The sequence below is a fragment of the Brucella sp. JSBI001 genome, from assembly GCF_026014005.1.
Lineage (GTDB): Bacteria > Pseudomonadota > Alphaproteobacteria > Rhizobiales > Rhizobiaceae > Brucella > Brucella anthropi.
Genome location: NZ_CP110339.1, coordinates 2,743,197 through 2,769,659 on the forward strand (window position 1 = coordinate 2,743,197; position 26,463 = coordinate 2,769,659).

A 26,463-nucleotide genomic window follows, 5' to 3' on the forward strand; every position below is an offset into this window, starting at 1 on the left:
AGGCTCTTGTGTTCAGAGCAATGACAGCAAAGTCTTCTGCTTGTATCGACGCTCAGGAAGCTTCTGCCGCTTTTTGTTTGATGACCTTTGGCATCCCTTCCGACTGGATTGTGTGAAGCGTATCACGCAGCGCTGAACCGAATACGCCATTTGTTAGCTTACTGGGAAGGATATCGGGACACACAGACGCAACCGCACGGATTATTTCCTCGGGCGTCTTGATATCTTTCAAGCCGGTCTGAAGCTCGGTCGCTTTGGGGTCATTCAATGGAACCGGGTGGCCGTCGTCCTCCTTTCGAGCCAGATAGGCGAGCCACGCAGCGAGAGCAAATACGAAGGGTCCGTACGGTTTGCCCGATGCCAGAGCTTCCAGGGCCGGGGTTGTGATGCGTTGGGGAAGCTTCTGTGTTCCATCCATTGCAATCTGTGCGGTGGAATGGGCGATAGCCGGGTTGGCGAACCGCTCGGCAAGAGCCGCAGCATAGGCGTCGAGATCGATGGACAGTCCTTCTACAGTTGCCGCAGCGACAGCAAGGTGACGACGGACGAGTGCAGCATGATCCGGGTCGGCCATCACGTCTCGGACAAAGCTTTTACCTGAGAGCTGCCCGCTATAGGCAAGCATAGAATGTGCCCCGTTCAGCATTCGCAGTTTCATGCTTTCATATGGGGCGACATTGTCGACAAAGAGAGCGCCAGCACATTCCCATTCCGGTCGTCCGGCACAGAATTTGTCCTCAATCACCCATTGGCTGAAAGGTTCGGTTTCAACGGCAGCGTGATCTTCTCGCCCCGTCAGCTCCACGGCGAGCTTGGCGGTCTGGGCATTTGACGCCGGCGTGATCCGATCCACCATAGTGGACGGGAAGGCGACTTTTTCTGCTATCCAAAGCGAAAGCAGTCTTCCACCCGTTTGATCGGCGAATGCCAATACTGCGTCCCGCAACTTCTGACCATTGTGAGAGAGATTATCGCAACTGAGCACCGTGAAGGGTGGCAATCCACCGGTCATACGGCGAGATAGCGCTGCCACAATAAGCCCGATCACGCTGGTGGGCGCGTCTGGATTAGCGAGGTCGGCGACGATTGCCGGATGCTCACGATCCAGCCTACCGTCACTGGTGATGCCATATCCTTTTTCCGTTACGGTTAAACTGACGATGCGACATCCGGGCGAGGTCATCGCATCCAGGGCATCATTGCCAACCGTCGGGCCGGATAGCACCCGGTTCAGTGCGCCAATCACACGTGCTTCTGTGACCGGACCGCGTGTGATCAGGGTATAGCGCCCGTCTTGTGGATTCAGACTATCAGCAACGGCGGTTCCGCGCAGCGACACTCCCGTCACCCGCCAATTGCCACCTTTCTGTGCCAACACGGTATCGGTATAGGATAACAAGTGCGCGCGGGCAAAATTGCCGAGGCCGAGATGAACAATACCGACCTCGTGATTTTCGGGAGTATAAGCGGGCCAGCTGGCTGCTACGGCATCGTTCACCAGTGCTGAAAGCCGTGTCACTTGTCTATCCTGACATTTGGATGGGACAGGGCGGTCATGATTCCGCGCAATTCGGCCAGGCCTTTCAGGCGCCCAATGGATGGATAACCCGGCTGAGCGCGTCTGTTCAGATCATCGAGAATATCCTGACCGTGATCAGGGCGCATAGGAATGCGCCAGTCGGCACGACCTTCGGCCTTGCGGCGGTTCTCCTCTGACAAAATGGCAGCAATCATCGCCACCATATCCGTATGGCCTTCAAGATGAGCGGCCTCATGGAACGATCCGCCAAGGTGGGCTTCTTCAAGTGCGACATTGCGCAAATGCAGAAAATGCACACGGTCACCCAGGCGCTTCATCATGCCTGGCAGGTCATTATCGGCGCGCGCGCCCAGCGAGCCAGTGCAAAGTGTGATACCGTTCGCCGGAATGTTTATTGCATCCATGACCGCTTTATAATCAGCTTCGGTGGACATGATGCGCGGCAGTCCGAGAAGGGGGAAGGGCGGATCGTCTGGATGGCAGCACAGACGTACGCCAAGCTCTTCCGCAAGCGGACTCACCTCTGCCAGAAAGTCGATCAGGTGGTTTCGCAGGCGCTCTGGCGAAATATTGTCGTAATGGGCGAGATGAACCTTCACATCGTCCATCGACATGCGTTCGGCAGCGCCAGGCAGACCGAAGACGACGTTGCCGGAAAGCTCAAGCCGTCGCTCCTCGGACATCTCCGCAAAACGCTTGCGTGCAGCTTCGATGAGTTCAGGTTTGTAACTGTCCGATGCGCCCTTGCGTTCGAGCAGAAACAGATCGAAGACGGCGAAATCGAGGGCGTCGTAACGCATGCAGGTTGCCCCGTTCGCCAGCCGATAGGCAAGGTCGGTGCGTGTCCAGTCGAGGATGGGCATGAAATTGTAGCAAATGACCTCGATGCCTGCGTCACGCAGGTTATGCATCGATGTCTTCCAGTTCGAGATATGAGTTTTCCAGTCACCTGTCTGGCGTTTGATATCTTCTGAAACCGGAAGGCTTTCCACGACTTCCCATTTCAGTCCCGAAGGTTCGCCGTTCTTCATCCGGGCAATTTCGACCTGCCGTTTTTCGATTTCGGCGGGCGACCAGACGGATCCGGTCGCCACATGGTGCAGGGCGGTGACAACGCCTTCAACACCTGCTTGTAGCATATCATCGATGGATACGAGGTCCTTGGGGCCAAACCAGCGCCAGGTCTGTCTCATTTATTCGTCTTTCTGTTTTCAGTACTAGGCTGACGCATCAGCGAAACTAATCTGAACCTTAACGGACCGCGTACGGTCCGTAGCCGCCTGAAAGGCAGACAAGGCTTCCGTCAGGGGAATGGTTGCGGTGATGATCGGTCGAGGATCGATAGCTTTTGATCCGATAAGGCGTACGGCCTCGGCGAATTCTGTATCGAACCTCTGCGAGCCGACAAACTGGATTTCTTTACCCACCATGACGTTGAGAGGCAGAACGGTCGGTCCGCCGACGCCAACCTGTACGAGGGTGCCGAGCGGTCGAAGGCAGGAAATTGCGTCGCCGATGGCCGGTGCTGCAGCAGAGCATTCAAATACCAGATCGACCTTGCCTTTGCCTTCCTGCCAGCGGGCGAGCCCTGTCGGGTCGGTTGCAATATTGACCGTATGATCTGCGCCCATGCGTGCGGCGACAGCCAGAGTGGCGTCCTGAATATCAGTCACAATGATTTCCGACGCGCCGCGTTGTCGCGCTACTGCCACGCAAAGGGCGCCGATCGGGCCTGCACCCGTCACCATCACGACCTTACCGATCAAGCTGCCTGCAATCGCTTCCCCACGATTGGCGGCATGAAGGCAAACTGCCAGTGGTTCAGAGCAGGCTGCGGCTCCCGGATCAATACCGTTCGGGACAGGAAAACACTGGTCCGCCGCAATCACTATCCTGTCGCGGAACATGCCTTGTTGGTGCGGGAGATACATTGCCGATCCCTTGAAGCGCATCGCACTGCAATGGCGCGTCAGACCCTGCTGGCAGAAACTGCAGGTGCCGCAAGGCTGCGAAGGGTTCATAGCAACGAGCTGACCCGGCACCAGCCCCGTCACTCCCTCGCCGAGAGCCTTGATGCGTCCCGAGGCCTCGTGACCTAGGATGATCGGTTCCCGGACACGGATAGTACCAATGCCGCCTTCCAACCAGTAATGCAGATCCGATCCACAAATCCCGCCTGCTTCGACCGCGACCAGCACTTCTCCTGGCCCTGGTGTTCCGACAGGCCGACTTTCGATCCTCAGATCGTCCTGTGCGTGAAGGCAGATCACGCGCGTGTTCGACAACTCAGTCATTTCCACCTCACGGCATCAGCGTGTTGGGCAGCCAGGTCGCCAGAGGCGGCATGTAGCTGACCATCAAAAGGACAATCAGATTGGTGATGATATAGGGAATGATCGCCCTGATCACCGGCGAGAGCGGGAGACGCGCAATATTGGACGCGACAAACAGGCAAACGCCGACCGGTGGTGTAGTCAGGCCGATCATAAGGTTCAGGACCGCAAAACACGCAAAATGAATGGGGTCGATACCGACTGCCAAGGCTAGAGCCTGCAATGGTACGAATAGAATGATCAGGGCTGCAATCGTTTCCATGAACATGCCGACGAACAGAAGCAGAATGTTGATCAGCAGGATAACGAGAAACTTGTTATCGGTGATGGAGAGAACCGCATTGGCCAATGTCTGCGGAATACGTTCGGCGACGAGAATCCAGCCGAACACATTGGCTGTGCCCACCAGTACGAGAATGCCTGCCGAACTGATTGCACTATCGATGATGATTTTCGGAATCCGGCTTACTGGCAGTTCTCTATAGACGAACAGCCCCACCACCGCCGCATAAAGGCATGCAACCACTGCCGTTTCGGTCGGTGTCGTGATGCCGATCAGCAGGCCCCCCACGATCAGTGCGGTCATTGCAATAGCCCAGATCGCTCCGGTGAATGACGACAGCAACTCTCGGGCGCCCTTCCAGTCCTCGCGAGGAAGTTTTTCTTCTTGGCGATGAAATAGGTCGTCACCATCATGGCAAAACCCATCAGAACGCCGGGTACCGCACCTGCCAGAAATAACTTGCCGACCGAAAGGCCGGAGAGCGATCCGACGATAATCATTGGCACGCTTGGCGGGATCATCGGGCCGACAGTCGATGAGGCGGCTGTGACTGCAGCGGAGAAATCGGCCGGATAACCAACCTTCTTCATGCCGGGGATCATCATGCCGCCAACGGAAGCTACATCTGCGACTGCGGTTCCTGAAATACCGCCGAAAAGCATCGAGGCTGCGATATTGGCCTGTGCCAGCCCGCCGCGCATCCAGCCCACAAGGGCATTTGCAAATCGAATAATCCGTTCGGTAATGCCGCCGGAATTCATAAGGTTACCAGCCAGAATGAACCCTGGAATGCAAAGCAGTACAAAGCTGTCCATCCCGGCATACATTTTCTGCGGGATGACAACCAAGGGGATGTCCGCGAACAGAAGATAGGCCATCGAGGAAAGGCCCAATGTCACAGCTACGGGCAAGCCGATGGCAAGGCCCAGCACGAACGAGCCAAGAAGAAGGGTCAGGCCCATCAATTTTCCTCCGAATTGGGGATAGGGCGCCCATCATGACGGCCCGAGAGCATTTCAATGATGCGCATCAGTGCCCAGAGACCCAGAGCGACGAGAAGAATGATTTGTGTTGCGTGGACGAAATCCATGCGCCAGCCAAGCGACGGGGCTGTCTGACGGCTGCCGATCATGGTGTAATCCCACGCAGCGGGCAGGAGAATAGCCGCAAAAGCCACCGTCAATGCGGCGCTGACCAGTCGCAAAAGCCACGGCATTCGTCCGGGAAGGCTTTCGCAAAGAAGGGCGACATTGACCATATCGCCACTACGCAGCGCGAGGCCCGCGCCGAGCGCACCAATATAGAGCAGGCAGAATCTGGTCAGTTCCTCGGTCCAGACCGGGGCGCTGCTCAAAAACGTGCGCGCATAGACCTGCAACAGCACCGCCCCCATCAATAAGAGAAATGCTGCCAGTATCAGAAGGCGACATATGCCTTCCAATCCTTTGAATAGTTTTGTCATGGTATCCTCGACGTGGCAGCTGCCGGATTGGGTCCGGCAGCCCCATTATCTCAGTCGTTGAAAACCTGTTCGACCAGGGGACGGATTTCCTGCGGAACAGAGTTGATGACAGCGTCGCGCGCCTTGTCGGCAAAGGCAGCCTGATCCACGTCGACAAACTTCACGCCCCGGCCTTCGAGATCGGTGACGAGTGCCTTTTCGTCAGCGATGAACAATTCGCGTTCGTAAGCCTGCGTGGCCTTGGCAGCTTCCTGCAATGCAGCCTGATCGATCTCCGAAAGCTTGCCCCAGCTTCGTTCCGATATGGCCAGATAGATCCACGAGCGAACGTGTTCCGTCTTGTTGACGACTTTCTGGACTTCATAGAAACCGCCAGACTTGAAAAGCGCGAGCGGGTTTTCCTGACCTTCGATAGTGCCGTTCTGGAGTGAGGTGAAAACCTCCGAGAAGGCCATCGGGGTTGGGTTCGCACCAAGCGATTGCCATGCGGCGACAAAGATCGGCACATTCGGCACGCGAACCTTGAAGCCTTTCAGCTCTTCCGGCTTTGTTATCTCGCGATTGGCAGAAAGGTTGCGCGGGCCGCGTGCAAAATAGGTCAGCGGGCGAATACCCGCCTTTTCGACGATCTCTGCCTCGATCTGCTTTCCGATTTCGCCGGAGGCAATCTTGTCCATATGTTCAAGCGATTTGTATGCATATGGCAGAGCAAGCAGGGCTGCTTTTGGCGCCCAGTTCTGCAGGCTTTCACCGGTGATGGTCATATCGGCCGTGCCAAGCTGCATGCCGTTGATGACGTCGATTTCCTTACCGAGCGATTCATTCGGATAGACTTCGACGGCAATGCGTCCTTCTGTACGAGATTTGACCTCTTCCGCGAATTTCAGTGCCGCTTTGTGCCAGATGTTCTCTTCATTGGCCAGATGGCCGAGCTTGAGTGTTACCTCTTGCGCCAGCGATGTTCCTCCCATGATAGCGAGAACAGCACAGGTTGCTGCCAGACGCGTAAGAATCCGAAATTTCATTGTTTCCTCCTCTGGATAATGTCTTTGCTGTTGCTGTGAACCCTACAGAAAATATTCGGGCCGCTCCTGTTCGATGACAGGCAAATCACTCAGAATTCCTCGCAGATGTCCTCGCATCGAATGTTCGGCCTGGATGGCATCGCCGTCCGCAATTGCTTCCACCACTGCGCGATGTTGTGCAATGAGGCGATCAACCGGGAAATGCATGCTGGAAAGAAACCGTACCCGGTCCATCTGAGCCTTCATCTCGACGACGACGCGCCAGGCTTTTCCCTTGTCAGCTCCCTCGGCCAGGGTGCGGTGAAATATTTCATCCGCCTCCATGAAATCCCGTGCAGACCCGCCAACGAGCTTTTCCTGACAAACGAGCTGGGCTCGCAACTCGGTAACCAACGTCTGATCAGGAGATTGGGCCAGAAGCTTAACGATGTCCGCTTCAACCGCTTCGCGCACGAAGCGCGCATCCATTACGGCCTGAAGTGAAATTTTCGCGACGAAAGTGCCTCGCTGAGGTCGAACCTCCAGCAGCCCTTCATTGGCAAGCTTGATGAAGGCTTCACGCACAGGCTGACGGCTAACCCCATATTGCTGAGCCACATCGGCCTCGGAAATCCGGGTGCCGGGCGACAATGCATTATCAATGATGGCAGCCCGCAGCGTTGCATAAAGCTGATCGACCACACTGACGTGTTTCGGTTGCAACAATGGGCTTCGCATGATTTTGACTCCTCAAATTCCGGATATACCATACTACCATACCAGTCAATACAGGACGTGTTCATACGTCATCCGAACCAAATGATTCCAGAGCCGTCAGAATTGCAGATGTCGAGAAACAGCTAAACGAGTTACGAGAAAACGGGCTGAACCCAAGAAGCTGTGCCTGGATTTCCAGGCCGGATCGTTCCTGTTGACGAAGAGGCAGAAAAATATTGAAACAGCGGACGCTGACAAACCTATGTAACGAACGTCCTACTTGGTGGGGCCTTGAACACGAGGCTCTGGACGAGGTTGTAGCTGCAGCATACGGTTTGGCGGTCGACTTGACGGAAGAGGACGTGCTTGCCGGCCTGTTCGCCCTCAACCAAGAGCCGGCAACTAAACACTAAGAAGGTTGTCGCTCATCAGGCGAAATGTTGACATTTACTGGATCGCTCAGTACCCAGAAGAAAGCTCGAAAATATGCTTGGAATCTCATAAGACGTTGTTTTCGTTTCTGATCTAAGCTCGCGCTGGTGTGCCCGCTCTCCCCCCGTGCCCAAAAACTGCATGTCGCTCTTAATAGGGCAGAACGTCCGCTACCGCCATCTTGGAAGCCACAAGCTGATAGTCCACTCTTGGCCCCATTCCGGCTACTCACAAAATTAATGACCAGTTGGCGGTTCATATCTCTTTCAAGCGCAGGGATATAATAGTTATCGAGTGGGTCGATAATCTTGGCTGACTTCAGTCTGCGGTGCTGAATATCTGAGACATCGGAAACAACTCGGCTGGAAGTCGTCCTTTCAAAGTCCACCCATCTTTTGTACCAAAACCACCTTACTCCGTGAGATGTTCGAAGAAGGTATTTCCTGAATATTCTGAACGCAGTAACCCTTCTTCGCTAAGCCTTGGCATGAGTTCATCCAGCGCTAGCCGCATTGATCCGGTTGAGCCACCCGGCGCGGTTATGAAACCGTCGATCGCACCTGCTTCAAACCATTTACGAATGTCTTGGGCTGCATCATCAACCGTCCCGATCACCTGCCAATGAGCGGCGCTGATGACCTCGGGTCTGCGCAAGAGCTCATCAAGCGAAAGCTCCTCACGTTGCAGCAAACGCCGAAGCAATCCTGCATGGGTTTTGCTTCGGACCTTTTCGGGTGGGGGTGGCAGGTCGGCTGGTCGAATGAGACGATTTGCGGGCCATTCCGATAGGTCGAGGCCGGTCATTTCGCGGATGAATGCGATTTTACGAGTCCGATCACCTCGCGCATGCGTGTAGGCGAAAAGTTCTTCCGCTTCTTTCCGCGTTGGTGCCAGATAGAGACTGAGACCGGGAAGCAGGCGAACGTCGTCCGACTTTCGGCCATGGAATTGCGCACGGTCACGAAGATTGCGGCGAAGATCGATTGCCGCTTCCATATCCGGGGTCGCGGAAAAGACGGCGTCGGCAACGGATGCCGCAAAGTCGCGCCCTGCCGGTGACGCGCCAGCCTGAATAAGCGGGATGGGAGCATCCTGAACAGAAGGGACATTGAGCGGACCTTTAACCCGGTAATAGGTACCGTCGTGATTTATCGGATTTATGACTGCCGTATCTGCAAAGCGGCCGCTTTCACGGTCACGTTTCAAGGCCGATCCAGGAAAACTCTTCCATAAATCACGCACGACGCTGGTAAATTCGGCTGCCCTTGCATAGCGTTCGTCGGATGAAGGCATTTCCGTCAAACCGAAATTCTCGTTGCCATCGAGTGCCGTGACAATATTCCACCCGGCCCGGCCATTACTGAGCCAGTGCAGGGACTGGACCTGACGGGCAACGACATAAGGCGGCATGAAAGTTGTCGATATCGTGGTCAGAAGACCGATATGCGAAGTCTCCCGCGCCAGCGTTGCCATGACGAGCGTCGCATCCATGCTGCCGAAGCCCGGAGTGGTTTCCATGATCTGATGGTTCATGAAAAGGCTATCGGGACGGAATACGAAATCAAGCTTCGCCGCCTCGGCTCGCCGGGCGATATCGATATAGAAATCTGAACCGAGTGTCCCTTCGATGTTGCTGTCCGGATGCCGCCACCCGTCGCCACTCAGCCAGGTCGGTGCCAGCGACATACCAATGTGAAGTTTCCGTTGCTTACCCATTTCGGGCTCCCGTTAATGCATATAAAAAGCTGTGCCGGCCACGGATGTGACCGGCTGGATTGGCGATTTTACAAAATGCCTAGAACGTGCCCTTGATGCCGACGCCGAATGTGCGAGGCATGGTCATGCTTGCCTCGATGCCACCAATACCGCGGTTCTGCTGCAGATAGGTCGGGGTGCGCTCATCGAAAATATTCTTCACATAGCCGTAAAGCTGCAGTGATTCATGGAAATCATAACTCACACGCGCATCGGCAATCGTATAGGCGTCCACGACATAGGTCGGTGTATTGGCAAGGTCGGAATAGTAACCGTCAGTGTGGCGAACCTGTCCGGAGATATTGAGCTTTTCCGTTGCATCCCAGCTCGCACCGATGCTGAACATATAACCGGGAGACTTGGCGAACTCGTTACCCTCATAGCGCACATTGCTCGAAATTTCGTCGATTTCGGTGCGGAGAATACCGGCACTTGTCTTGATCGTCAGATTAGACAAAAGCTGATAGTCGAGCCCCATTTCGAGACCATAGGCATGAGCCTTTTCGGCATTGATCGTATAGGATTGCGCCACACCGGGAGAGACGACGACAGGAATGTTGTACTGGGCGTTCTTGAAGTCCATGTAGAACAGATTGCCTGTCAGTGTCAGCTTGTCGTCGAGCAGATTGGCGCGCGTGAACAATTCGTAGTTCCACAGCGTCTCATCCTCAAAAGGCTTCCACTGCCTTGAATTGAGATTGAGGGAAACCCCGCCGGGGTTGTAACCCTTGCTGACCAGTGCTCCGATCGTCAGATCGGGTGTGACAGCATATGCCAGCGATACCTTTGGCAAGAGCGCGGAGAATGTTTCGTCGTAATCGAGCGGCGTTGGCGCCAGCGCCGATTTTCCGATGCGCTGTACACGATCCTGCTGGTAACGAAGCCCACCGGTCAACGTCCACTGGTCGTCGAGCCGGTAGCTCACTTCGGCAAAAAGCCCCAGATTGTCTTTCGTATCGTCAAACGTCGTCGTGCCTTGAAGCAGCATGAACTCGTCCGACTTGGTATTGGCGTAGAAAATACCGGCGACACCGCTGATGACGTCTTCCTGCTCGCCAAACGTGATACGAGACTCATTGGAAATGTTCTTCTGGTTGATATCGGCCTTGCCGTTATTCGCAATGCCGGTATGGCGATGCACAGACGAGGCGGAATATTGCGCCTGGTTGTAGAATTTCACGCCGTTGCCAAAATCATAGCCAACATCAAGGATGCCTGTATTGGTATCCTGCTTCCAGCTTGGCATGGTCGTAGTCAGATGTTCGAGTTCGTCGAATGGTGCAGACGCTGCTTCCTGGCTTGGACGGTTGGATCGATTGTGGGAATAGGTCAGCTTTGCCGTGAGGCCGGGAATCTCTGCCGGTTCCCACAGCAGTTTCAGCCGCGCATTCAGGGCCTCGAAATCCTGATTTGTCTTTTCGGAAATGAAGTTGGGGCTGATATAGTCGATGAAGGTATCACGGCCCGAATAGTCGATTGCAAGGCGCGCTGCCAGCTCATCCTTGTAGATGGGACTGTTCAGCATGATTGAGGTGCGCTTGGTGTTGTAATTGCCGATCTCGACCTGATAAGCGCCTTCGCGTGTGAATACCGGGTCCTTGGTGTTCACGATGATCGCACCGGCAATCGCATTCGCACCCTGGGACGTCGTCTGCGGGCCACGGAACACTTCGATGCTGTCGAGATCCCACACCGAGGTCGCACCGAAGTAGTATTCATTATAGTTGAGATAATGTCCGTCGAGATTAATCGTGGCGCGCGGCACGGTGCCGCCCCAGAACACATTCTGCCCTGTGTTTGGGCCCTGCGTATCCTGCCCACGAATGATGGGAGCGCCGACGTTGTCGGTATAGATGACGTTCGGGACGTTCGCGATCACTTCAGCCACGGATGAATCGCCTGTCTTCTCCTTGTCGATTTCCTTGGCCGAAATGACGGTGACAGATGACGCCGTGTTCTTGATGTCGCGCGCGACTTTTTCCCCTGTCACGACCACAGTATCAAGCACGATCGCATCGGAGCTGGCTTTCGCAGCCTCCTGGGCAAGCGCAGGCGTTACCACAAATACCGCCAGCGTGAGTGCACTGGCGCTGGACATCAAGCCACGATTCAAACGGATATTCATAAGTCGCCCCAAACATGAGTATATTAGTCATGTTCTGTTAAAGCATAAGGGCATCATTCCGCAATAAGGAATGCATGCCGCAATACAGTATAATATCAAGCCTCCGATATGTGTTGCATGCCTGCAACAGTGAGGGAGGGGCAATTCAATCCGGCTCAAAACCCTCGAGGTCTGCCCATCGCATTCGCAACGCAGAGGGCATGACTTTCCAACGGCTTGTCGCTAAACATCGATTTGCTATTACCGAGGAGGAGGCAAAGCATTTGAACGAGAACGACCTGTCCGATGAGAGCGACACCACGAGTGAAAAACGCTCGGGTACAATACAGTCGGTTTCCATTGCCGCGCGCTTTCTCCGGATTCTGGCCAATGCTGAAACCGAGCTTGCGTTGGGCGAAGTCGCCCGGCGGGCAAAGACGGGCGGCTCGACAGCGCATCGTTATCTGCAGAGCCTCGTCAAGGAAGGCCTTGCAAAACAGGACGCTGCAAGCGGTCTTTACGATCTGGGGCCGACTGCGCTGAGCATCGGCATAGGCGCCTTGAAACGTGTGGACGCTGTGGAGATTGCGGCGCAACACATGAAGGCCCTTTCGCAACGACATGCCGTCAGTGGTGGTGTCGCTATCTGGACAGATCGTGGCCCGACGCTCGTGCGCTGGTATCGAAGTGCGTATTTCTCGGTCAATCCGCTGGCGCTGGGAGACACATTGCCCATCGATAATACGGCTTGCGGTCTGGTTTTTCAGGCTTTTCTACCCAAGGCTATGGTCGATGCAGCGCGTAAGGTACAGCCAGCTCACTTTCGGGGCAGCCCGCCGGCAAAGTCACTGCTGGAACAAGTGCGCAACGAACGATGGTCCGAAATGACCAGCCATCTTCTTTCAAATGTGACAGGGCAGGCCGCCCCGGTCTTCGACGCGCAGCGGGAAATCGTCTGCGTCATGACGACGGTGGCCGATCTTGGACAATTGCGAAGCGAGGACGAGCGGAAAGCGCTTTTTCATGAAGCGTCACTGGTCAATCAGGCAACCGGCGGAAGGATCGTAGACGGGGAGGGTGGCGCCGCCAGCGATTGAAATATCACGGAGATTGCGAGGGCGTTGCTCGGGGGACGACGAGCGGCGTTCCCGAAACCGGATCGGTAATGATTACCGATGCAAGGCCGAACACATCTTCTATCAGCTTTTCTGTAACGATCTCGGATGGAGCGCCTTCCGCCATGATCGCCCCGTTTCGCATGGCCACCAGATGTGAAGCATATCGGCAGGCATGATTGAGATCGTGTAGTACGGCAACGACAGTCCGGCCCTCGCGGTTAAGTTTCGCCAGCAATTCCAGAAGTTCGATCTGATGCGCGATATCGAGATAGGTTGTCGGTTCATCGAGCAGAAGGATCGGTGTTTCCTGGGCCAGCACAAGCGCAATCCAGACGCGCTGACGCTGTCCGCCGGAAAGTTCGTCGACTGAACGGTTGGCGAGGTCGGAAATGCGGGTGGCTTCCATGGCGAGTGCTACCGCTTCTTCGTCTTTCACCGACCATTGTCGCAGAAAGGACTGATGCGGATAACGACCGCGTGACACCAGATCGGCAACGGTGATGCCATCGGGAGCAACCGAGATTTGCGGAAGAAGACCGAGCCTGCGCGCAGCTTCCTTTGCCGGAAATTGGCTTATATTCCTGCCATCCAGCACGACTTCTCCACTGGCCGGTGCAAGCAATCGTGACAAGGCACGCAGCAACGTGGACTTCCCGCACGCATTGGGGCCGACAATGACGGTGAAAGACGCATCGGGAATACTGACCGACAAGTTCTCGACGATGACCCGATCATCATAGCGCAATGTAACGGCGTCCGCATGCAGGCGTTGCATCATGGTTGGTCGTCCCTGGAGGAAATCATGTGGCTGTTCGTATTGCATTGTAGAACGCATTCTGCAATATGGAGTAATCAGCTCCAGTTTTCGAAGCTGAAGCAGACCGCTCGCTCCTCGTTCGATAACGGCGCAGTGTTTTCCTATTCGAAATGCTGGCTGGTCGCGCATTCGTTCGGAAAGCTTTCCGTCTGAAGATTTCCAATTTGCGTCGGTGGAGAATAGCCATGCAAGCCGCACGTCCGATTTTCTTGCTTCTGGCCACCATGGTTATTCTGTTTTCTCCATATCGGACAGCCATTGGAGCCGAACAGGTCTGGCCCCGCACTGTAAAACATGAAGCAGGTGAACTCACACTGAAAACCAAACCCGTTCGCATCGTATCGACCACGCCCAGCATAACCGGCATTCTGCTGGCTATGGGCGCTCCTCTGGTGGCGACAGCCGCGACGACCCCGAGCCCGCTGACAGATAACAAGGGCTTCTTCCTTCAATGGGCAGACGTCGCCGATGAGCGCGGCGTCGAAGTGCTATATCCCAATCTCGAATTCGACATGGAAGCCATTATCGGTTTTGAACCGGACCTGCTGATCGCATCGGCGACCGGAGCGGATAGTGTCGTCCAACATTACAGTGAATTGAAAGCGCAAGGTATTCCGACGCTGGTCGTCAATTATTCCAACCAGAGCTGGCAGGAGATTGCTACTCAGCTCGGCACGGCATTGGGGTTGGAAGACGAGACCGGCGCGACCATCGCCCGTTTCGACGCGAAGGTTGCAGTGGTGGCTGCAACGATTACGCCGCCCAGCGAACCCGTCACAATCGTCGGCTACAATATCGGCAACAGTTACTCGGTCGGCAGAATTTCGAGCCCGCAGTCACAGCTACTGCAAGCATTGGGTTTCAAGGTCGATGGCTTGCCCGACACGGTAGCCAAGGATGTCACACGCCGGTCCGATTTCGATTTCATTTCCCACGAGAACCTCTCGGCAGCGATCACAGGCAAGAGCATTTTCCTTTTGCGCGGCTCACAAAATGACGTCCAGGCATTGTTGAAAGATCCAGTATTGGCGAACCTTCCTGCGGTCCGCGATCATAACGTCTATCCTCTCGGACCATCTTCTTTCCGTATCGACTATTATTCCGGTCTCCAGATGATCGAGGCTGTCGCGTCCAATTTTCCCAAATGACGTCAAACAGGATGCAGTTTGTCATGCCATTGCAGAAGAGGCGTGTTAGGGGCCTTATTGTTGCCGCCGCCGTTTTGACCGCAATGGCGCTTTGCAGCCTTGCTCTGGGCTCCCGGTCAATCGCCCTTAGCGAGACCATCCATGCGCTATGGCAGCCTGATTTTTCGAACAACGAACATCTTGTCATTCGCGAACTGCGTATCCCGCGCACCATCGTTGCAATCATTGCCGGTATGGCCCTTGGAACCGCTGGCGCCATCATGCAGGCTGTGACGCGCAATCCGCTCGCCGAACCAGGATTGCTGGGGATCAATGCAGGTGCAGCCGTCGCAGTTATTCTGGGGATCGTGACCTTTAACCTGACGACAATGGCGCAATATGTCTGGTTCGGATTTGCGGGCGCTGGTCTTGCTGGAATTGCCGTCTTCATTCTCGGAGATGCCCACGGCAAGGCGAATAATCCCGTGCAACTGGTGCTGGCCGGAGCCGGATTGTCGGTTGTGCTTGCGTCGGTCACGGGTATTGTTGTCATCAATGCACCGCTCGCTGTCCTTGACCAGTTTCGTCACTGGGCCGCAGGCTCCGTTGAGGGGCGCGGCCTTGATGTCGTCGCCATTCTGGCTCCAGCAGTCATCGCAGGGCTTGCCGTGGCGATGTCGATCGCCGGTAACCTGAATGCAATGGCGCTGGGCAGGGATTTTGGTGCTGCGCTGGGCGTCAACCTGCATGTAACCTGGCTTTTGGCCTGTCTTTCCGTAATGCTTCTGGCAGGTTCTGCCACTGCTGGGGCTGGCCCCATTGCGTTCGTCGGACTGGTTGCGCCGCATCTGGCCCGGACCATCACCGGCCCGGACTATCGTTGGATACTGCCATATTCCGCATTGCTGGCATCCATCCTTTTGCTTGGCGCTGACATCATCGGCAGGCTAATTGCAGCACCTTCGGAAGTTGCGGCCGGGATTGTCTCCATGTTGATCGGCGGGCCTTTCTTTATTTTTGTCGTGCGCAAATTCCGGCTGACAAAACTATGAGCAGTTCAATGAATATGTTGCGAATAGGTCCTGTTTCTGTTCGCTGGAAATCGCGCCCGCTGATGATTTTCTGCCTCTTGCTTGCAACCATCCTGTTGCTTGCGGTTTTCCACATCGCAACAGGCACAATGTCATTCAGCTTTTCCCAGGTCGTCTCGAGTCTTCTTGGCGGAAGCGACAATGCGACCGCCGACCGTATAATCCAGCGCGTACGTCTGCCCCGCCTTGTCACGGCCTTGTTTGTGGGGGCTTCACTCGGCATGGCAGGCTCGATCTTCCAATCAATCTCGCGCAATGCCCTTGGCTCGCCCGACGTGATCGGCTTTACGACAGGTGCAGCAACCGGCGCCATTGCACAAATCATATTGTTCAATGCCGGTCCGCTTGAAACAGCGCTTTCAGCCGTTGCAAGTGGAATGGCGGCGGCAGTTCTTGTGTTTATGTTGGCTGTCAAAGGTAGACGAACCGGTGGCTATCGGCTCATCCTTGTCGGAATTGGCGTGGGAGCCATTCTTTCGGGCATCAATACTGTACTCCTGGTTGCGGGCGATCTGGACCAGGCCGCGTCGGCCCAACTCTGGCTATCGGGATCACTCAATACAAGAAGCTGGGCACATGCTGTCCCGGCGATGGCCGGATTCGCGGTAACCGTGCCGTTGGCACTTTACTACGCCAAATCTGTCAATCTGCTGGAAATGGGCGATGATGCAGCATGCCAGCTCGGCATCCAGCCGGAGCGTACGCGTCTGACAATGGTGTTGGTCGCGGTCACCCTGACATCTGTTGCTACCGCATCCGCCGGACCGATTGCCTTTGTCGCTCTGGCAGCGCCACAATTGGCCCGGCGTCTGACAGCGAGTTCGAATGTCCCACTGATAACGGGCGCGCTCATGGGAGCAACCCTTCTGGTCGGCGCGGACTTGTTAAGCCAGCATGTGCCATTCGGCATCAAAATGCCGATTGGTCTTACGACCGGACTATTGGGTGGACTTTATCTCCTCTGGATTCTTGCTTGCCACCAAAACGTGTTTAGTTCTAGTTGAGAAGCAACGTAAATCAGCCAACAGATAACTCACTACAGGAGCTGTGTTCTACGGCAGATGGCGTCTAAGACACTCATAAGTTTCATGATTCAGGTTCGGTCGCATCAAAATTAGTGCGCTTTTTGCGATCATGCCGCCCCACACCTGCGTTTCGTCGGCATTGATATGCAACGGCCGTCGATCCGATGGTTCAGCCCGAAAATGATAGCGCCTATTCTCGGCCCGTCAGTTTCTGAAGGAGTTGTGGAATGCGCGGCGCAGATATTTTGGTCCAAATGTTGATTGGCTATGGCGTGGAGACAATCTTCGGGGTGCCGGGCGATACCAACGTGCCTTTTTATGAAGCGCTCCAGCAACGTGAAGGCGAAATCCGCCATGTCATGGCCCGGGATGAACGCTCTGCTGGTTACATGGCCGACGCCTATGGCCGTTTTTCCAATAAGCCCGGTGTTTTCGAGTGTCCGTCAGGTGCGGGTGCTATGTATTCGCTGCCGCCGGTCGCTGAATCGAATGGATCGTCGATACCTGTCATTCTCCTGACCATTGATATTCCTTTGCCGGGAGAAGGGCGCGGTGTTCTCACCGAGCTTGATTGCGCCAAACTGTTCGAGCCTGTAACAAAGCTATCCGTTCAGGTAAAATCTGCCGAAAAACTGCCAGAAATCATCCGTCGCGCGTTTCGCGTCGCTTGTTCCGGTAAACCGGGTGCGGTGCATCTCCAGATCCCTGAGGACATGCTTCTCGCTGAGGTCGATCCCGCGCGCATTTCACTGCACATTGAAGAAGAGTGCAAAACTTTCCCGGCTTTTCCGACATTGCCGCCAAAACAGAAGCTGCATGAACTGCTCGAACTGATTGCCAGGGCTGAGCGCCCGCTGATCGTTGCGGGCGGCGGTGTCAATCGCGCCAGAGCGGGCGATCAGATTTCAAGGCTGGCCGAGAAATACAACATTCCCATGTGTACGACGATGACGGGGCAAGGCGCGATTGATGACGATCATCGTCTGGCCATCGGGGTGATCGGCGACAATGGTTATCATCCCCATGCCAATTGGGCTTTGGAACATTCTGATTTTACCCTTTTTGTCGGATCACGCATCGGCTCTGTCGTGACGATTGGCTGGACCTTTCCCAAGATCACGCTCAATCGGCGCCTTGCACAAATCGATATTTCGCCTGAAATCATGGCCAACAACTATGAGAATTTGCTCTCCATTCAGGGCGATGCATTGCTGGTTCTTGAAGAATTACTGCAGATCGAGCTGACGATTGAACCGAAAAAGCACGATGGCTGGATCGAGGAATTGAATGCTCGCAGGCGCATATTCTGGGAACATGCTGAGGAAGCTTTGAATGACGAGCGTGTGCCGTTGCGTCCAGAACGTGTTGTGCGTTCCTTCAATGATGCATTGAGTCAATCGGGACAGCCAGCCCTGATTTATTCTGATGCAGGCACACCGACGCCCTACATGACACGTTTCTTGAAGATCAACGATCAGGAAACACGGTTTGCCATTCCGCGTGCTTTTGGTGGTCTTGGATCAGCACTTCCAGCTACGGTGGGTGCATGGCGTGCTGATCCAGACAAGCGTCCCATCGGATTGTTTGGCGATGGGTCTTTCGGCATGACGGTGGGCGAGCTTGAAACGCTGGTGCGCTTGCAGGTGCCAGCGATCCTTATCTTGTTCAACAATGCGACATTTGGCTGGATCAAAGGTTTGCACAGGTTGAAAGGGCACAATCAATGCTTTGGCGTCGATTTTCTTGCTCCCAAAGGTCAAGCAATCGCCGAAGCCTATGGCCTGAAAGCATGGACGGCAAAAACCGCCGATGAGGTTGATATAGCCTTGGCGGAAGCTTTCGCGTGGAAGGATGGCCCTTGCTTTGTCGATATTCATGTTGAATCGATCGCTGACCGAGTGCCGCCGGTTTATTCATGGCTTTTAAAGCGTGGTGAAGACCCGCTTAATCTCAAGCCTGTTGAGCGTTCTTACGTCTGAGCCGTTTTTGAACGCCATTATTTACGACGCTACAGGCAGAGAATGTCTGTGGCGTTTTGCTTCAGTAATAAACCAATCGCGGAACAGCCGGACATTTTTCGAACCCTGACGCGCCTGCGCTGAGCAAAGAAAATAGCTCTCGCCAGATGTCTGCACGCGCTCAAGTGCCAGCTTGAGTTTTCCGGAGCGCAATTCTTCCTGCACAAAAATTCTGGGCGCGATTGCAAGCCCCATACCCGCCACGGCGCATTCGATAATAACGTCATGTGTTGGCAGACGCGGCCCAAAGATACGCTTGTTGTAATGGATGCCTGCGCCGCGCAGCCAATGCAGCCATAGGCTAGGCCTGTTTGAGTTCTGGATCAGTGGGAAATCGAGCAATTCGACGTCTCCGGCCAGTCCGTTTTCAGGCACGATGTCAGGTGATCCGATCACGACGAGCTCTTCAGGAAACAGCAAATGGCTACGCACATTGGCCCAATTGCCAATACCGCGCAGTACGGCAAGATCGAGATCGGACTTCCCCCAGTCAAGATCATGTGAGCAGGGAAACACCTCAAACCATATTTGCGGATGAGATCTCGCAAAGGTGCTGATAATACCCGGCGCCCATTTCCGCATCAGTGTTGGCGGCAAGCCCACTTTGAGCAGGCTTTGCGTTTTATACCCACGGACTGCATCCATCGACACTTCTTCAAGCTTTGCCAGAATGCGCGAAACTTCCTCGTAATAGTTCTGCCCCTCTTCGGTCAGAACCAGTCGCGGTCCAGCGCGTTCAAACAGTTTAAGCCCGAGAAAAGATTCAAGATTTTGTATCTGGCGGCTCACTCCGCTTTGGGTCATCCCAAGATTTTCCGATGCGCGCGTGAAGCTCAGATAGCGTACCGAAGCATCGAAAGCGTGCAGAGCCGAAAGAGATGGAAGAAAGCGGCGCATTGGGTAACCTCAGAATTTCATCATGAGTTTAAGTCATGCATAATCCAATTTTCAATGCTTTTATTTGATGAGAAAGCGCCGCATTCTTATTAAAAACAAACATAAGGGAACACGATGGACTACGGTGATAGTATCGACCGAAATCTGGTCAGTATCCTGGAGGAAAACGCACGTCTCCCGGCGAGTGAGTTGGCGCGGCGCGTGGGTCTTGCCCGGTCGAGTGTTCAGGAGCGGATAGGCCGCCTGGAGCGTCGTGGCGTCATATTGGGATATCGGGCTATCGTCCGCAGGGCGAAGGATGACAACAGCATTTCGGCCTATTTGTTTATCACTGCCTCGCAACGCATTGTGCAGCGCTTGTTTGCAGCCTTGCGCGCCTATCCGGAAATCCTGACCGCTGATGCTATTAGTGGCCCGGCCAACATATTGTGCCGGGTTCATGTCGGATTTCTTGAAGATCTGGAAGCACTCATCGAGGAGCTGGCACAAATCGAAGGTATCGAGAACGTCAGTTATTCGGTGGTACTTTCCAATAAGTTTAATAGAGAAAGCAGTCTGGCGCATTCAAGCGCCCAATAATATTCGACGGAATGCTCGATTCAAAAAGAGGGAAACAACAATGAATAGACGTAAGTTTATCCAGACAACGCTTTTGGGTAGCGCAGCGGTCATGCTTGCTCCCGGCTTTTCGTGGGCTGTCGAAGACGGTGCAACACTGAAATCCATCAAGGACCGGGGTGCCCTGCGTATCGGTGTGTTCAATGGTACACCGCCTTATTATCAGAAAAATCTCGCTACCGGCGAATGGGACGGCTTCTGCGTTTCCATGGGCAGGGACTTGGCCGAATATATTGGTGTTCCGCTCGAAATGGTCGAAACCACCTGGGGTAATTCCGTCATGGACCTTCAGGGCGGCAAAATCGACATCATGTTTGCCCTCAGCAACAATCCTGAGCGCGCGAAATCCGTCGATTTCACCGAAGCCATGATGGATAACGTCTTCACCGTCATCACCAACAAAGACCGCGAGGTCAAAAATTGGGAGGAATTGAACAAGTCGGAAATCCGCGTCACGGTTGATCTCGGATCAACACAGGATCTTTTCGCCCGCAAAACCTTACCTAATTGCACGCTCGTTGCGCTCAAGGGTGCGGATGAAACAGTTATCGCACTACAGTCTGGCCGGGCAGATGCGATTGTGCAGGTTGCTCTGATGTCCGTGGTGACGGCGCACAAGCTTGGCAGCAAGTTTAAGGTTTTTGTTCCAGAGCCGCTGGATAGCCAGCCAACGACGATTGGTGTGCGCAAAGACGAAAAGGGCGAATTCCGCGACTACGTTGATGTTTGGCTTAAAAAGCGCCGCGAGGAAGGCAAGGTCAATGAATGGATTGTCAGCAGCCTGTCGCTTGTTGGCGTGCAGCCATCTGACCTGCCGCCAACTCTGAAGTTCTGACGCGTCAACCATCATGCAGCATCAGCAAGGATCACTCGGTGTCATCATGCTTGACACCGGCTTTCCGCGTCCGCCCGGAGATGTCGGCAATCCGGCATCATGGGGGATGCCGGTAAGGTTCAAGAAGGTAAGCGGAGCGTCGCCGGATAAGATCATTCGTCAGGGTGGCGCCGGGTTGATCGAAGACTGCGTCATTGCGGGTGAAGCCTTGATCGCTGAAGGCTGCAGCGCGCTGGTGACGTCTTGCGGTTTCATGGCACGCCACCAAAGCGCGCTGAGTGCAAAGCTTTCGGTGCCGATTGCGACCTCCAGTCTGCTTCAATTGCCAATGGTCCGCACGGTGATCGGACAGGAACGCAAAGTGGGTGTGATCACCTATGACGAAGCGAGCCTTGATGATGCGATCTTCGCTGCCTGTGGCGCCGACATCAGCACGCCACGAATTGGCATGCCAGACGGTGGAGCCTTTCGTGAACTGATTGAAGGCGGTGGAACTTATGACCACGCTGCGCTTGAAGCTGAAATCATACATGCGGCGCGAGAGTTGAAGTCGCGCGAACCCGACCTTGGTGCTGTTGTTCTTGAATGCACGAACATGCCGCCATTTGCTCAAGCCGTCGCAAAAGCCTCTGGCTTGCCGGTATTCGATGTTCTGTCGCTTGGACATTGGCTGTTCAGCTCAACGTCTTCCCGTGCCGTTGCCGGGATGTCAGAAAGAGTGAATTAATGGACTATCAATGGGACTTTTCCGGCCTTTGGCAGTATCGGGGATTATTCCTTCAGGGACTTGGCTACACCGTTGGTTTCACGGTTATCACTGTGATTTCCGGCATTCTTGTTGGAACGGTTTTTGCTCTCGGCAGGCTTTCCGGCAACAAGATCATAACCGCCCCCATCATGACGGTCGTTGAGATATTTCGCTGTACGCCGGTGCTGGTGCAGCTTGTCTGGTGCTATTACGCGCTTCCCATGCTGATTGGCTTTGAAATTTCGCCTGCCATGGCGGCTTTCATCACGCTTACCTTCTATGGCGCTGCATTTTATGCAGAAATCATTCGTGGTGGTATCGTTTCCATTGATGCGGGCCAATGGGATGCAGGGCGTGCAATCGGCATGCGCCGCGGCCAGCTCATGGGCAAGATCATTCTGCCACAGGCACTGCGTCGCATGGTGCCGCCGCTGGTCAACCAGTCCGTGCTTCAGCTCAAAAACACATCGCTTTTATCGGTTCTTGCTGTGCCTGACCTTCTTTATCAGGGCCAGCTTGTCACCTCGGCAACCTATCGCCCGCTTGAAACCTACACCCTGATTGCAGTGCTTTATCTCGCCGTTCTCTTCCCTCTGACACGGCTCGCTCATGGACTGGAAGGCAGGCTGAAATGATGAACCGTATCGAGCGAACCGTCATTGTGGAGATAAGCCATGAGCGCTGAACCGATGATCGAAGTACGCGGGCTGAAAAAGTCGTTCGGCGAAATCGAGGTGCTGCGCAATATCAGCCTCACAGTCGAGCGCGGGCAGGTGGTAGGGCTTATCGGGCCAAGCGGTTCCGGAAAGTCGACACTGCTGCGCAGTCTCAATCTGCTTTCATTGCCTGATGCCGGTTACATCGCAATTGGTGATCAGAAAATAGACTTCTCGTCCGGGAACGTGTCACTCAAGGACAAATATCTCGCGGCGTTCCGTGCCAATACCGGCATGGTGTTCCAGAACTTCAATCTGTTTCCGCATATGAGCGTTCTCGATAACGTTATGATCGGACCGGTCAGTGTTCTCAAACAGGACAAAAAGGCTGCCCGCGAGCTGGCCATGGAACTGCTGGAAAAGGTCGGCCTTGCCGCCCGTGCGGACGCCAGACCAGAACAGCTCTCAGGCGGTCAGAAACAGCGTGTTGCGATTGCAAGGGCGCTCGCAATGCGCCCCGATGTGATGCTGTTTGACGAGGCAACATCGGCTCTCGATCCGGCACTTGTCGGTGAAGTTCTGGCGGTCATCCGGCAATTGGCCGAGCAGGGCATGACGATGATCCTTGTGACCCATGAAATGGCGTTCGCTCGTGATGTCGCCGACAAGGTCATCTTCATGCAGGACGGTTACGTCGTTGAAACCGGCGACGCTCGTCAAGTGATCAATGAGCCGCGCGAAGCTGCAACCCGAGAGTTCTTAAGCCATTTCCATGGCGGTCTCGTATAAATGCGCGCGCAGAACGGATAAATGTCATGACAGGCAATGTTATTGTCGTTGGGGCTGGCATTATCGGCTCCACCACCGCTTTGCGGCTCGCTGAAGCCGGTCTGAAAGTAACGCTGTGCGACGGCTCAGAACCGGGTGGTGAGCAAAGTGCAAGCTATGGCAACGGTGGCTGGATCAGTCCCGCCTCGATCATTCCCATGAGTATGCCGGGCCTGTGGCGACAGGTCCCCGGATTTCTGCTTGATCGCAACGGGCCACTGACCCTTGACTGGAAATCGGTGCCTAGGCTGACACCATGGCTTCTGCGTTTCCTGCTTGCTGGCGCCACAAAATCGCGGGTGACAAAAACTGCGGCTAAGCTCAACTGGTTGCTTCATGATGGGCCGAAACGCCACCTTGAGCTGGCCAGCAAGACCGGGCAGGAACATCTCATCGTGCAGAAAGGCCTGCTTTACGCCTATCCTGATCGTGCAGCCTTTGAAGCTGAAGCGCTTAGCTGGCAGCTGCGCCGTGATAACGGCATTCTGTTCGACGAATGGCAGGAAGCAGAATTGCGCGAACGTATCCCTGCTCTTGGGAGAAACTATCGTTTTGCCATTCATGTGACGGAAGGCGCGCATTGTCTTGATACCGGAGGTTATGTTGCGGGTATCGCGGCGCAGGCTGAAAAAGCCGGTGTTCGCTTCATCCGAAGAAATGTCGTGAGGGTCCTCACCGGCGTTTCGCCGCGTATTGTGCTCGATAATGATGAGAGTATTGCCGCCGATCACATCGTGCTGGCAGCGGGTATTCATTCTGGGCGTATCATGCACGATCTCGGCATGCATGTGCCCATGCAAAGCGAGCGCGGCTACCATGTAACCTTGCCGATGGCCGAGCTTCCCTTTGATATCCCGATCATGCCGAGCACCGGGCGAATGGGAAATACACCAACCAATATGGGACTGCGACTTTCCGGCCAGGTTGAATTGGCAACTGTGGAGAAAGCCCCGGATTGGCGACGCTCGGAGGTGCTGCTTAAGCACGCATTGGCGAGCTATCCCGACCTGGCAAGGCGGGATCTGCAGAATCTCAAACTCTGGATGGGGCACCGGCCATCACCTGCCGATGGGATTCCGGTGATTGGAAAACTAACTCAGCATCCGGGAATTATCGCAGCTTTCGGCCACGGCCATATCGGGATCGCTGGGGCCCCCAAAACGGCCGATATGGTGCTCGATGAAATCAACAACTTACCTTCCGAAAGCGCTCGCGCCTTCTCGCCAGTTCGTTTCGGCTGTTAGAGCGGTTCCAGTTAATATTGAACAGTTGGAACTGCTCTATCTTTTTGTTTTTACGCATTATCCTTACGCAAAACCGCTTCGCACTTTTGCTGGAAATGCTTTGATTATCCTGAATTCAAAGGAATGAAACTATGATGCTCAAAGGTGGCTACACCAATTATGGCCAGCAGATCGGCGTGCTGATGCTGGACACGATTTTTCCTCGTCCTGCTGGCGATATCGGCAATGCGCTGTCCTATGATTTTCCTGTGCGTTACAAGACTGTAAAAGGTGCGCATGCCACACGCATTATGGGCAACAATCCTGATCCAAAACTCATCGAACCCTTCATTGATGCGGCACGCGAACTGGAAGCGGAAGGCGTGCGCGCCATCACCACGAGCTGTGGCTTTCTTGGGCCGTTTCAAAAGGATATCGCGGCAGCGGTCAACATTCCGGTCTTTACTTCATCCTTGATGCAGGCGCCGATCATCCACGCAATGCTGGCGCCCGGCAAGGTGATTGGCGTCTTTACCGAACGCGCGCATCACATGAATGACGAACATTTCAAAGGCGTTGGCTGGTCATCTGAGGTCATTCCCGTGCAGGTGCAGGGGATGAAGCAGAATGCTGAATTTCCGCAGACCTATATTGAAGGCCGCGATTATCTTGACACGGAAGTGCTGAAGGAAGAGATGCTGGAAATGACGCGGGAGTTCATGGCAAGCTGTGAAAATCCCGGCGCGATCTTGTTTGAATGCACGAATATGTGCCCGTTTTCGTCCTATGTGGCTGCTGAATCCGGTTTGCCGGTATTCGATATCAACACGCTGATCAATACGTTCTATCTCGCAGCCAATCCGCGTCGCTATCTCTAAGTTCAACCCGACAATCAATAAAGTCAGCGATTCAGACGTAGTGCTTGATGCCATGATAATTGCCCTTAACATGGCATATAACATTAGCTCAGACTGAAAAGCCCCGGTTTTGTAGACAGCTGCGATTAGTGTTTCTGCTTTTCGAATTCGACGTTTGACCGCATCCCGTTCCTGATGTGGTTGCGTTTCGGATGGTAAAACATTTTGATGTAATCGAAAGCGTCCGATCCCTGGTAGAAAGCGGTATAGGTAAGATGTCAGTTGGCTTCCGTGAAGCTATCGCGCATTGCACGCAGGATGATGATTGCGGAAGCCGCACCGGGATCGACATGCCCAAGCGAGCGCTCGCCCAGCCGGGCAGCTCGACCTCGCGTAGCGACCATTGAGCGGGTTGAATCCGTACCTTTTTCGGCGACTTCGAGAATTTTGCTCCACATTTCCTGGCTGGCCAGATTGTGTGTTCGCGCGTCGATGGCTACCGCCATCGCTGGTATCCATGCATCCAACATGGTTTTATCGCCGCGTTGGCCCTTTCCTCGTTCCTGAATGCCACGTGTCATCGCCTCTACGATGATGGCTTGTCCCTCAGTATCGAGGGCTTCATGTGATTTAAGCGCTTTTGATGCATGACGGAATGCTGTCGCATAAAGTGGTCCGGTTGATGCACCCACGGCATCGAGAAAAGCGGATGCTGCAGTAGTGAAAATATCGGAGGGCAGTGCTTTCTCGAGATCCATTTTTGCGAGTGCACTATTCACCGCTGAAAAGCCGAGAGCCATCGTGATACCGTGATCCGCGTCGCCGATAGCTCCGTCGAGATCGGAAAGTCGCTCTTTCTCCGCCTGCATGGAAAAGGCGATGAGCTGAAACATTCGGCTAAGACGACGCGCTGCGGCTTCCTGCATTTTTACCTCCCAGATGATCTGGAATTCATGATCCGCCGGAGGCGGCATT

23 protein-coding genes and 1 pseudogene are annotated in these 26,463 nt (G+C 54.6%); 12 read left to right on the plus strand and 12 right to left on the minus strand.

Features of this window, described 5'->3' with window-relative positions:
- Positions 1–52: 52 nt before the first annotated feature.
- The 9 genes and pseudogenes from LJ361_RS13020 to LJ361_RS13065 all read right to left on the minus strand — a co-directional run bounded on the left by LJ361_RS13020 (position 53) and on the right by LJ361_RS13065 (position 11,651).
- A complete protein-coding gene (locus LJ361_RS13020; protein WP_264811681.1) occupies positions 53–1,519 on the minus strand; it encodes a mannitol dehydrogenase family protein in 1,467 nt (488 codons plus the stop codon).
- Positions 1,516–2,733, minus strand: a complete 1,218-nt coding sequence (gene uxuA / locus LJ361_RS13025; RefSeq protein ID WP_010659275.1) for a mannonate dehydratase — start codon at positions 2,731–2,733, stop codon at positions 1,516–1,518. Before uxuA ends, LJ361_RS13020 begins: the two co-directional genes overlap by 4 nt.
- 24 nt (positions 2,734–2,757) lie before the next feature.
- Positions 2,758–3,834 (minus strand): L-idonate 5-dehydrogenase, encoded by a 1,077-nt coding sequence (locus tag LJ361_RS13030; protein WP_151664265.1) that lies wholly within the window; start codon positions 3,832–3,834, stop codon positions 2,758–2,760.
- Positions 3,835–3,841: 7 nt separating this feature from the next.
- A pseudogene (locus LJ361_RS23605) lies at positions 3,842–5,118 on the minus strand (TRAP transporter large permease).
- Positions 5,118–5,618 carry a TRAP transporter small permease gene (locus tag LJ361_RS13045; protein ID WP_264811684.1) on the minus strand — a complete coding sequence of 167 codons (501 nt, stop codon included), beginning with the start codon at positions 5,616–5,618 and terminating at the stop codon, positions 5,118–5,120. Before LJ361_RS13045 ends, LJ361_RS23605 begins: the two are co-directional and overlap by 1 nt.
- Before the next feature lie 50 nt (positions 5,619–5,668).
- A complete protein-coding gene (locus LJ361_RS13050; protein ID WP_264811685.1) occupies positions 5,669–6,643 on the minus strand; it encodes a TRAP transporter substrate-binding protein in 975 nt (324 codons plus the stop codon).
- A gap of 42 nt (positions 6,644–6,685) precedes the next feature.
- The gene (locus tag LJ361_RS13055; protein ID WP_264811687.1) at positions 6,686–7,360 is read right to left on the minus strand and encodes a GntR family transcriptional regulator; all 675 of its coding nucleotides are present in this window, start codon (positions 7,358–7,360) and stop codon (positions 6,686–6,688) included.
- An 822-nt stretch (positions 7,361–8,182) separates the two neighbouring features.
- On the minus strand, positions 8,183–9,487 hold the full coding sequence (locus LJ361_RS13060) for an NtaA/DmoA family FMN-dependent monooxygenase (RefSeq protein ID WP_264811688.1): 1,305 nt from the start codon (positions 9,485–9,487) through the stop codon (positions 8,183–8,185).
- 79 nt (positions 9,488–9,566) lie between these two features.
- Entirely contained in the window at positions 9,567–11,651 is a 2,085-nt protein-coding gene (locus tag LJ361_RS13065) for a TonB-dependent receptor (protein ID WP_264811689.1), read from the minus strand.
- Positions 11,652–11,914: 263 nt separating this feature from the next.
- Between LJ361_RS13065 and LJ361_RS13070 the strand changes: the two genes are divergently transcribed.
- Complete coding sequence (locus LJ361_RS13070) at positions 11,915–12,727, plus strand: IclR family transcriptional regulator (RefSeq protein ID WP_209418897.1); 813 nt, start codon at positions 11,915–11,917, stop codon at positions 12,725–12,727.
- A gap of 4 nt (positions 12,728–12,731) precedes the next feature.
- On the opposite strand, the gene LJ361_RS13075 is transcribed toward LJ361_RS13070, so the two are convergent.
- On the minus strand, positions 12,732–13,526 hold the full coding sequence (locus LJ361_RS13075; protein ID WP_264811692.1) for an ABC transporter ATP-binding protein: 795 nt from the start codon (positions 13,524–13,526) through the stop codon (positions 12,732–12,734).
- A 224-nt stretch (positions 13,527–13,750) separates the two neighbouring features.
- Between LJ361_RS13075 and fepB the strand changes: the two genes are divergently transcribed.
- From fepB to LJ361_RS13095, 4 genes are all read left to right on the plus strand, one after another.
- The gene (gene fepB / locus LJ361_RS13080) at positions 13,751–14,713 is read left to right on the plus strand and encodes a Fe2+-enterobactin ABC transporter substrate-binding protein (protein ID WP_029926477.1); all 963 of its coding nucleotides are present in this window, start codon (positions 13,751–13,753) and stop codon (positions 14,711–14,713) included.
- 23 nt (positions 14,714–14,736) lie between these two features.
- Positions 14,737–15,744 carry a FecCD family ABC transporter permease gene (locus tag LJ361_RS13085; RefSeq protein WP_144405828.1) on the plus strand — a complete coding sequence of 336 codons (1,008 nt, stop codon included), beginning with the start codon at positions 14,737–14,739 and terminating at the stop codon, positions 15,742–15,744.
- Between the two features lie 8 nt (positions 15,745–15,752).
- Complete coding sequence (locus LJ361_RS13090; RefSeq protein ID WP_235784241.1) at positions 15,753–16,787, plus strand: FecCD family ABC transporter permease; 1,035 nt, start codon at positions 15,753–15,755, stop codon at positions 16,785–16,787.
- Between the two features lie 248 nt (positions 16,788–17,035).
- A complete protein-coding gene (locus LJ361_RS13095; protein ID WP_151664698.1) occupies positions 17,036–18,787 on the plus strand; it encodes a thiamine pyrophosphate-binding protein in 1,752 nt (583 codons plus the stop codon).
- Between the two features lie 21 nt (positions 18,788–18,808).
- On the opposite strand, the gene LJ361_RS13100 is transcribed toward LJ361_RS13095, so the two are convergent.
- Positions 18,809–19,723 (minus strand): LysR substrate-binding domain-containing protein, encoded by a 915-nt coding sequence (locus LJ361_RS13100; protein ID WP_010659260.1) that lies wholly within the window; start codon positions 19,721–19,723, stop codon positions 18,809–18,811.
- 114 nt (positions 19,724–19,837) lie between these two features.
- On the opposite strand from LJ361_RS13100, the gene LJ361_RS13105 reads away from it, so the two are divergent.
- The 7 genes from LJ361_RS13105 to LJ361_RS13135 all read left to right on the plus strand — a co-directional run bounded on the left by LJ361_RS13105 (position 19,838) and on the right by LJ361_RS13135 (position 25,509).
- Entirely contained in the window at positions 19,838–20,302 is a 465-nt protein-coding gene (locus LJ361_RS13105) for an Lrp/AsnC family transcriptional regulator (RefSeq protein ID WP_010659259.1), read from the plus strand.
- A 40-nt stretch (positions 20,303–20,342) separates the two neighbouring features.
- Complete coding sequence (locus LJ361_RS13110) at positions 20,343–21,176, plus strand: transporter substrate-binding domain-containing protein (RefSeq protein WP_010659258.1); 834 nt, start codon at positions 20,343–20,345, stop codon at positions 21,174–21,176.
- 13 nt (positions 21,177–21,189) lie between these two features.
- On the plus strand, positions 21,190–21,903 hold the full coding sequence (locus LJ361_RS13115; protein WP_264811695.1) for an aspartate/glutamate racemase family protein: 714 nt from the start codon (positions 21,190–21,192) through the stop codon (positions 21,901–21,903).
- A complete protein-coding gene (locus LJ361_RS13120) occupies positions 21,903–22,559 on the plus strand; it encodes an amino acid ABC transporter permease (protein WP_264811696.1) in 657 nt (218 codons plus the stop codon). Before LJ361_RS13115 ends, LJ361_RS13120 begins: the two co-directional genes overlap by 1 nt.
- A gap of 39 nt (positions 22,560–22,598) precedes the next feature.
- Entirely contained in the window at positions 22,599–23,369 is a 771-nt protein-coding gene (locus LJ361_RS13125; protein ID WP_010659255.1) for an amino acid ABC transporter ATP-binding protein, read from the plus strand.
- Positions 23,370–23,395: 26 nt separating this feature from the next.
- Positions 23,396–24,652 carry an NAD(P)/FAD-dependent oxidoreductase gene (locus LJ361_RS13130; protein WP_036577570.1) on the plus strand — a complete coding sequence of 419 codons (1,257 nt, stop codon included), beginning with the start codon at positions 23,396–23,398 and terminating at the stop codon, positions 24,650–24,652.
- A 131-nt stretch (positions 24,653–24,783) separates the two neighbouring features.
- Positions 24,784–25,509 (plus strand): aspartate/glutamate racemase family protein, encoded by a 726-nt coding sequence (locus LJ361_RS13135; RefSeq protein WP_010659253.1) that lies wholly within the window; start codon positions 24,784–24,786, stop codon positions 25,507–25,509.
- A gap of 257 nt (positions 25,510–25,766) precedes the next feature.
- On the opposite strand, the gene dhaL is transcribed toward LJ361_RS13135, so the two are convergent.
- Complete coding sequence (gene dhaL / locus LJ361_RS13140; protein WP_264811697.1) at positions 25,767–26,414, minus strand: dihydroxyacetone kinase subunit DhaL; 648 nt, start codon at positions 26,412–26,414, stop codon at positions 25,767–25,769.
- Between the last annotated feature and the right edge of the window lie 49 nt (positions 26,415–26,463).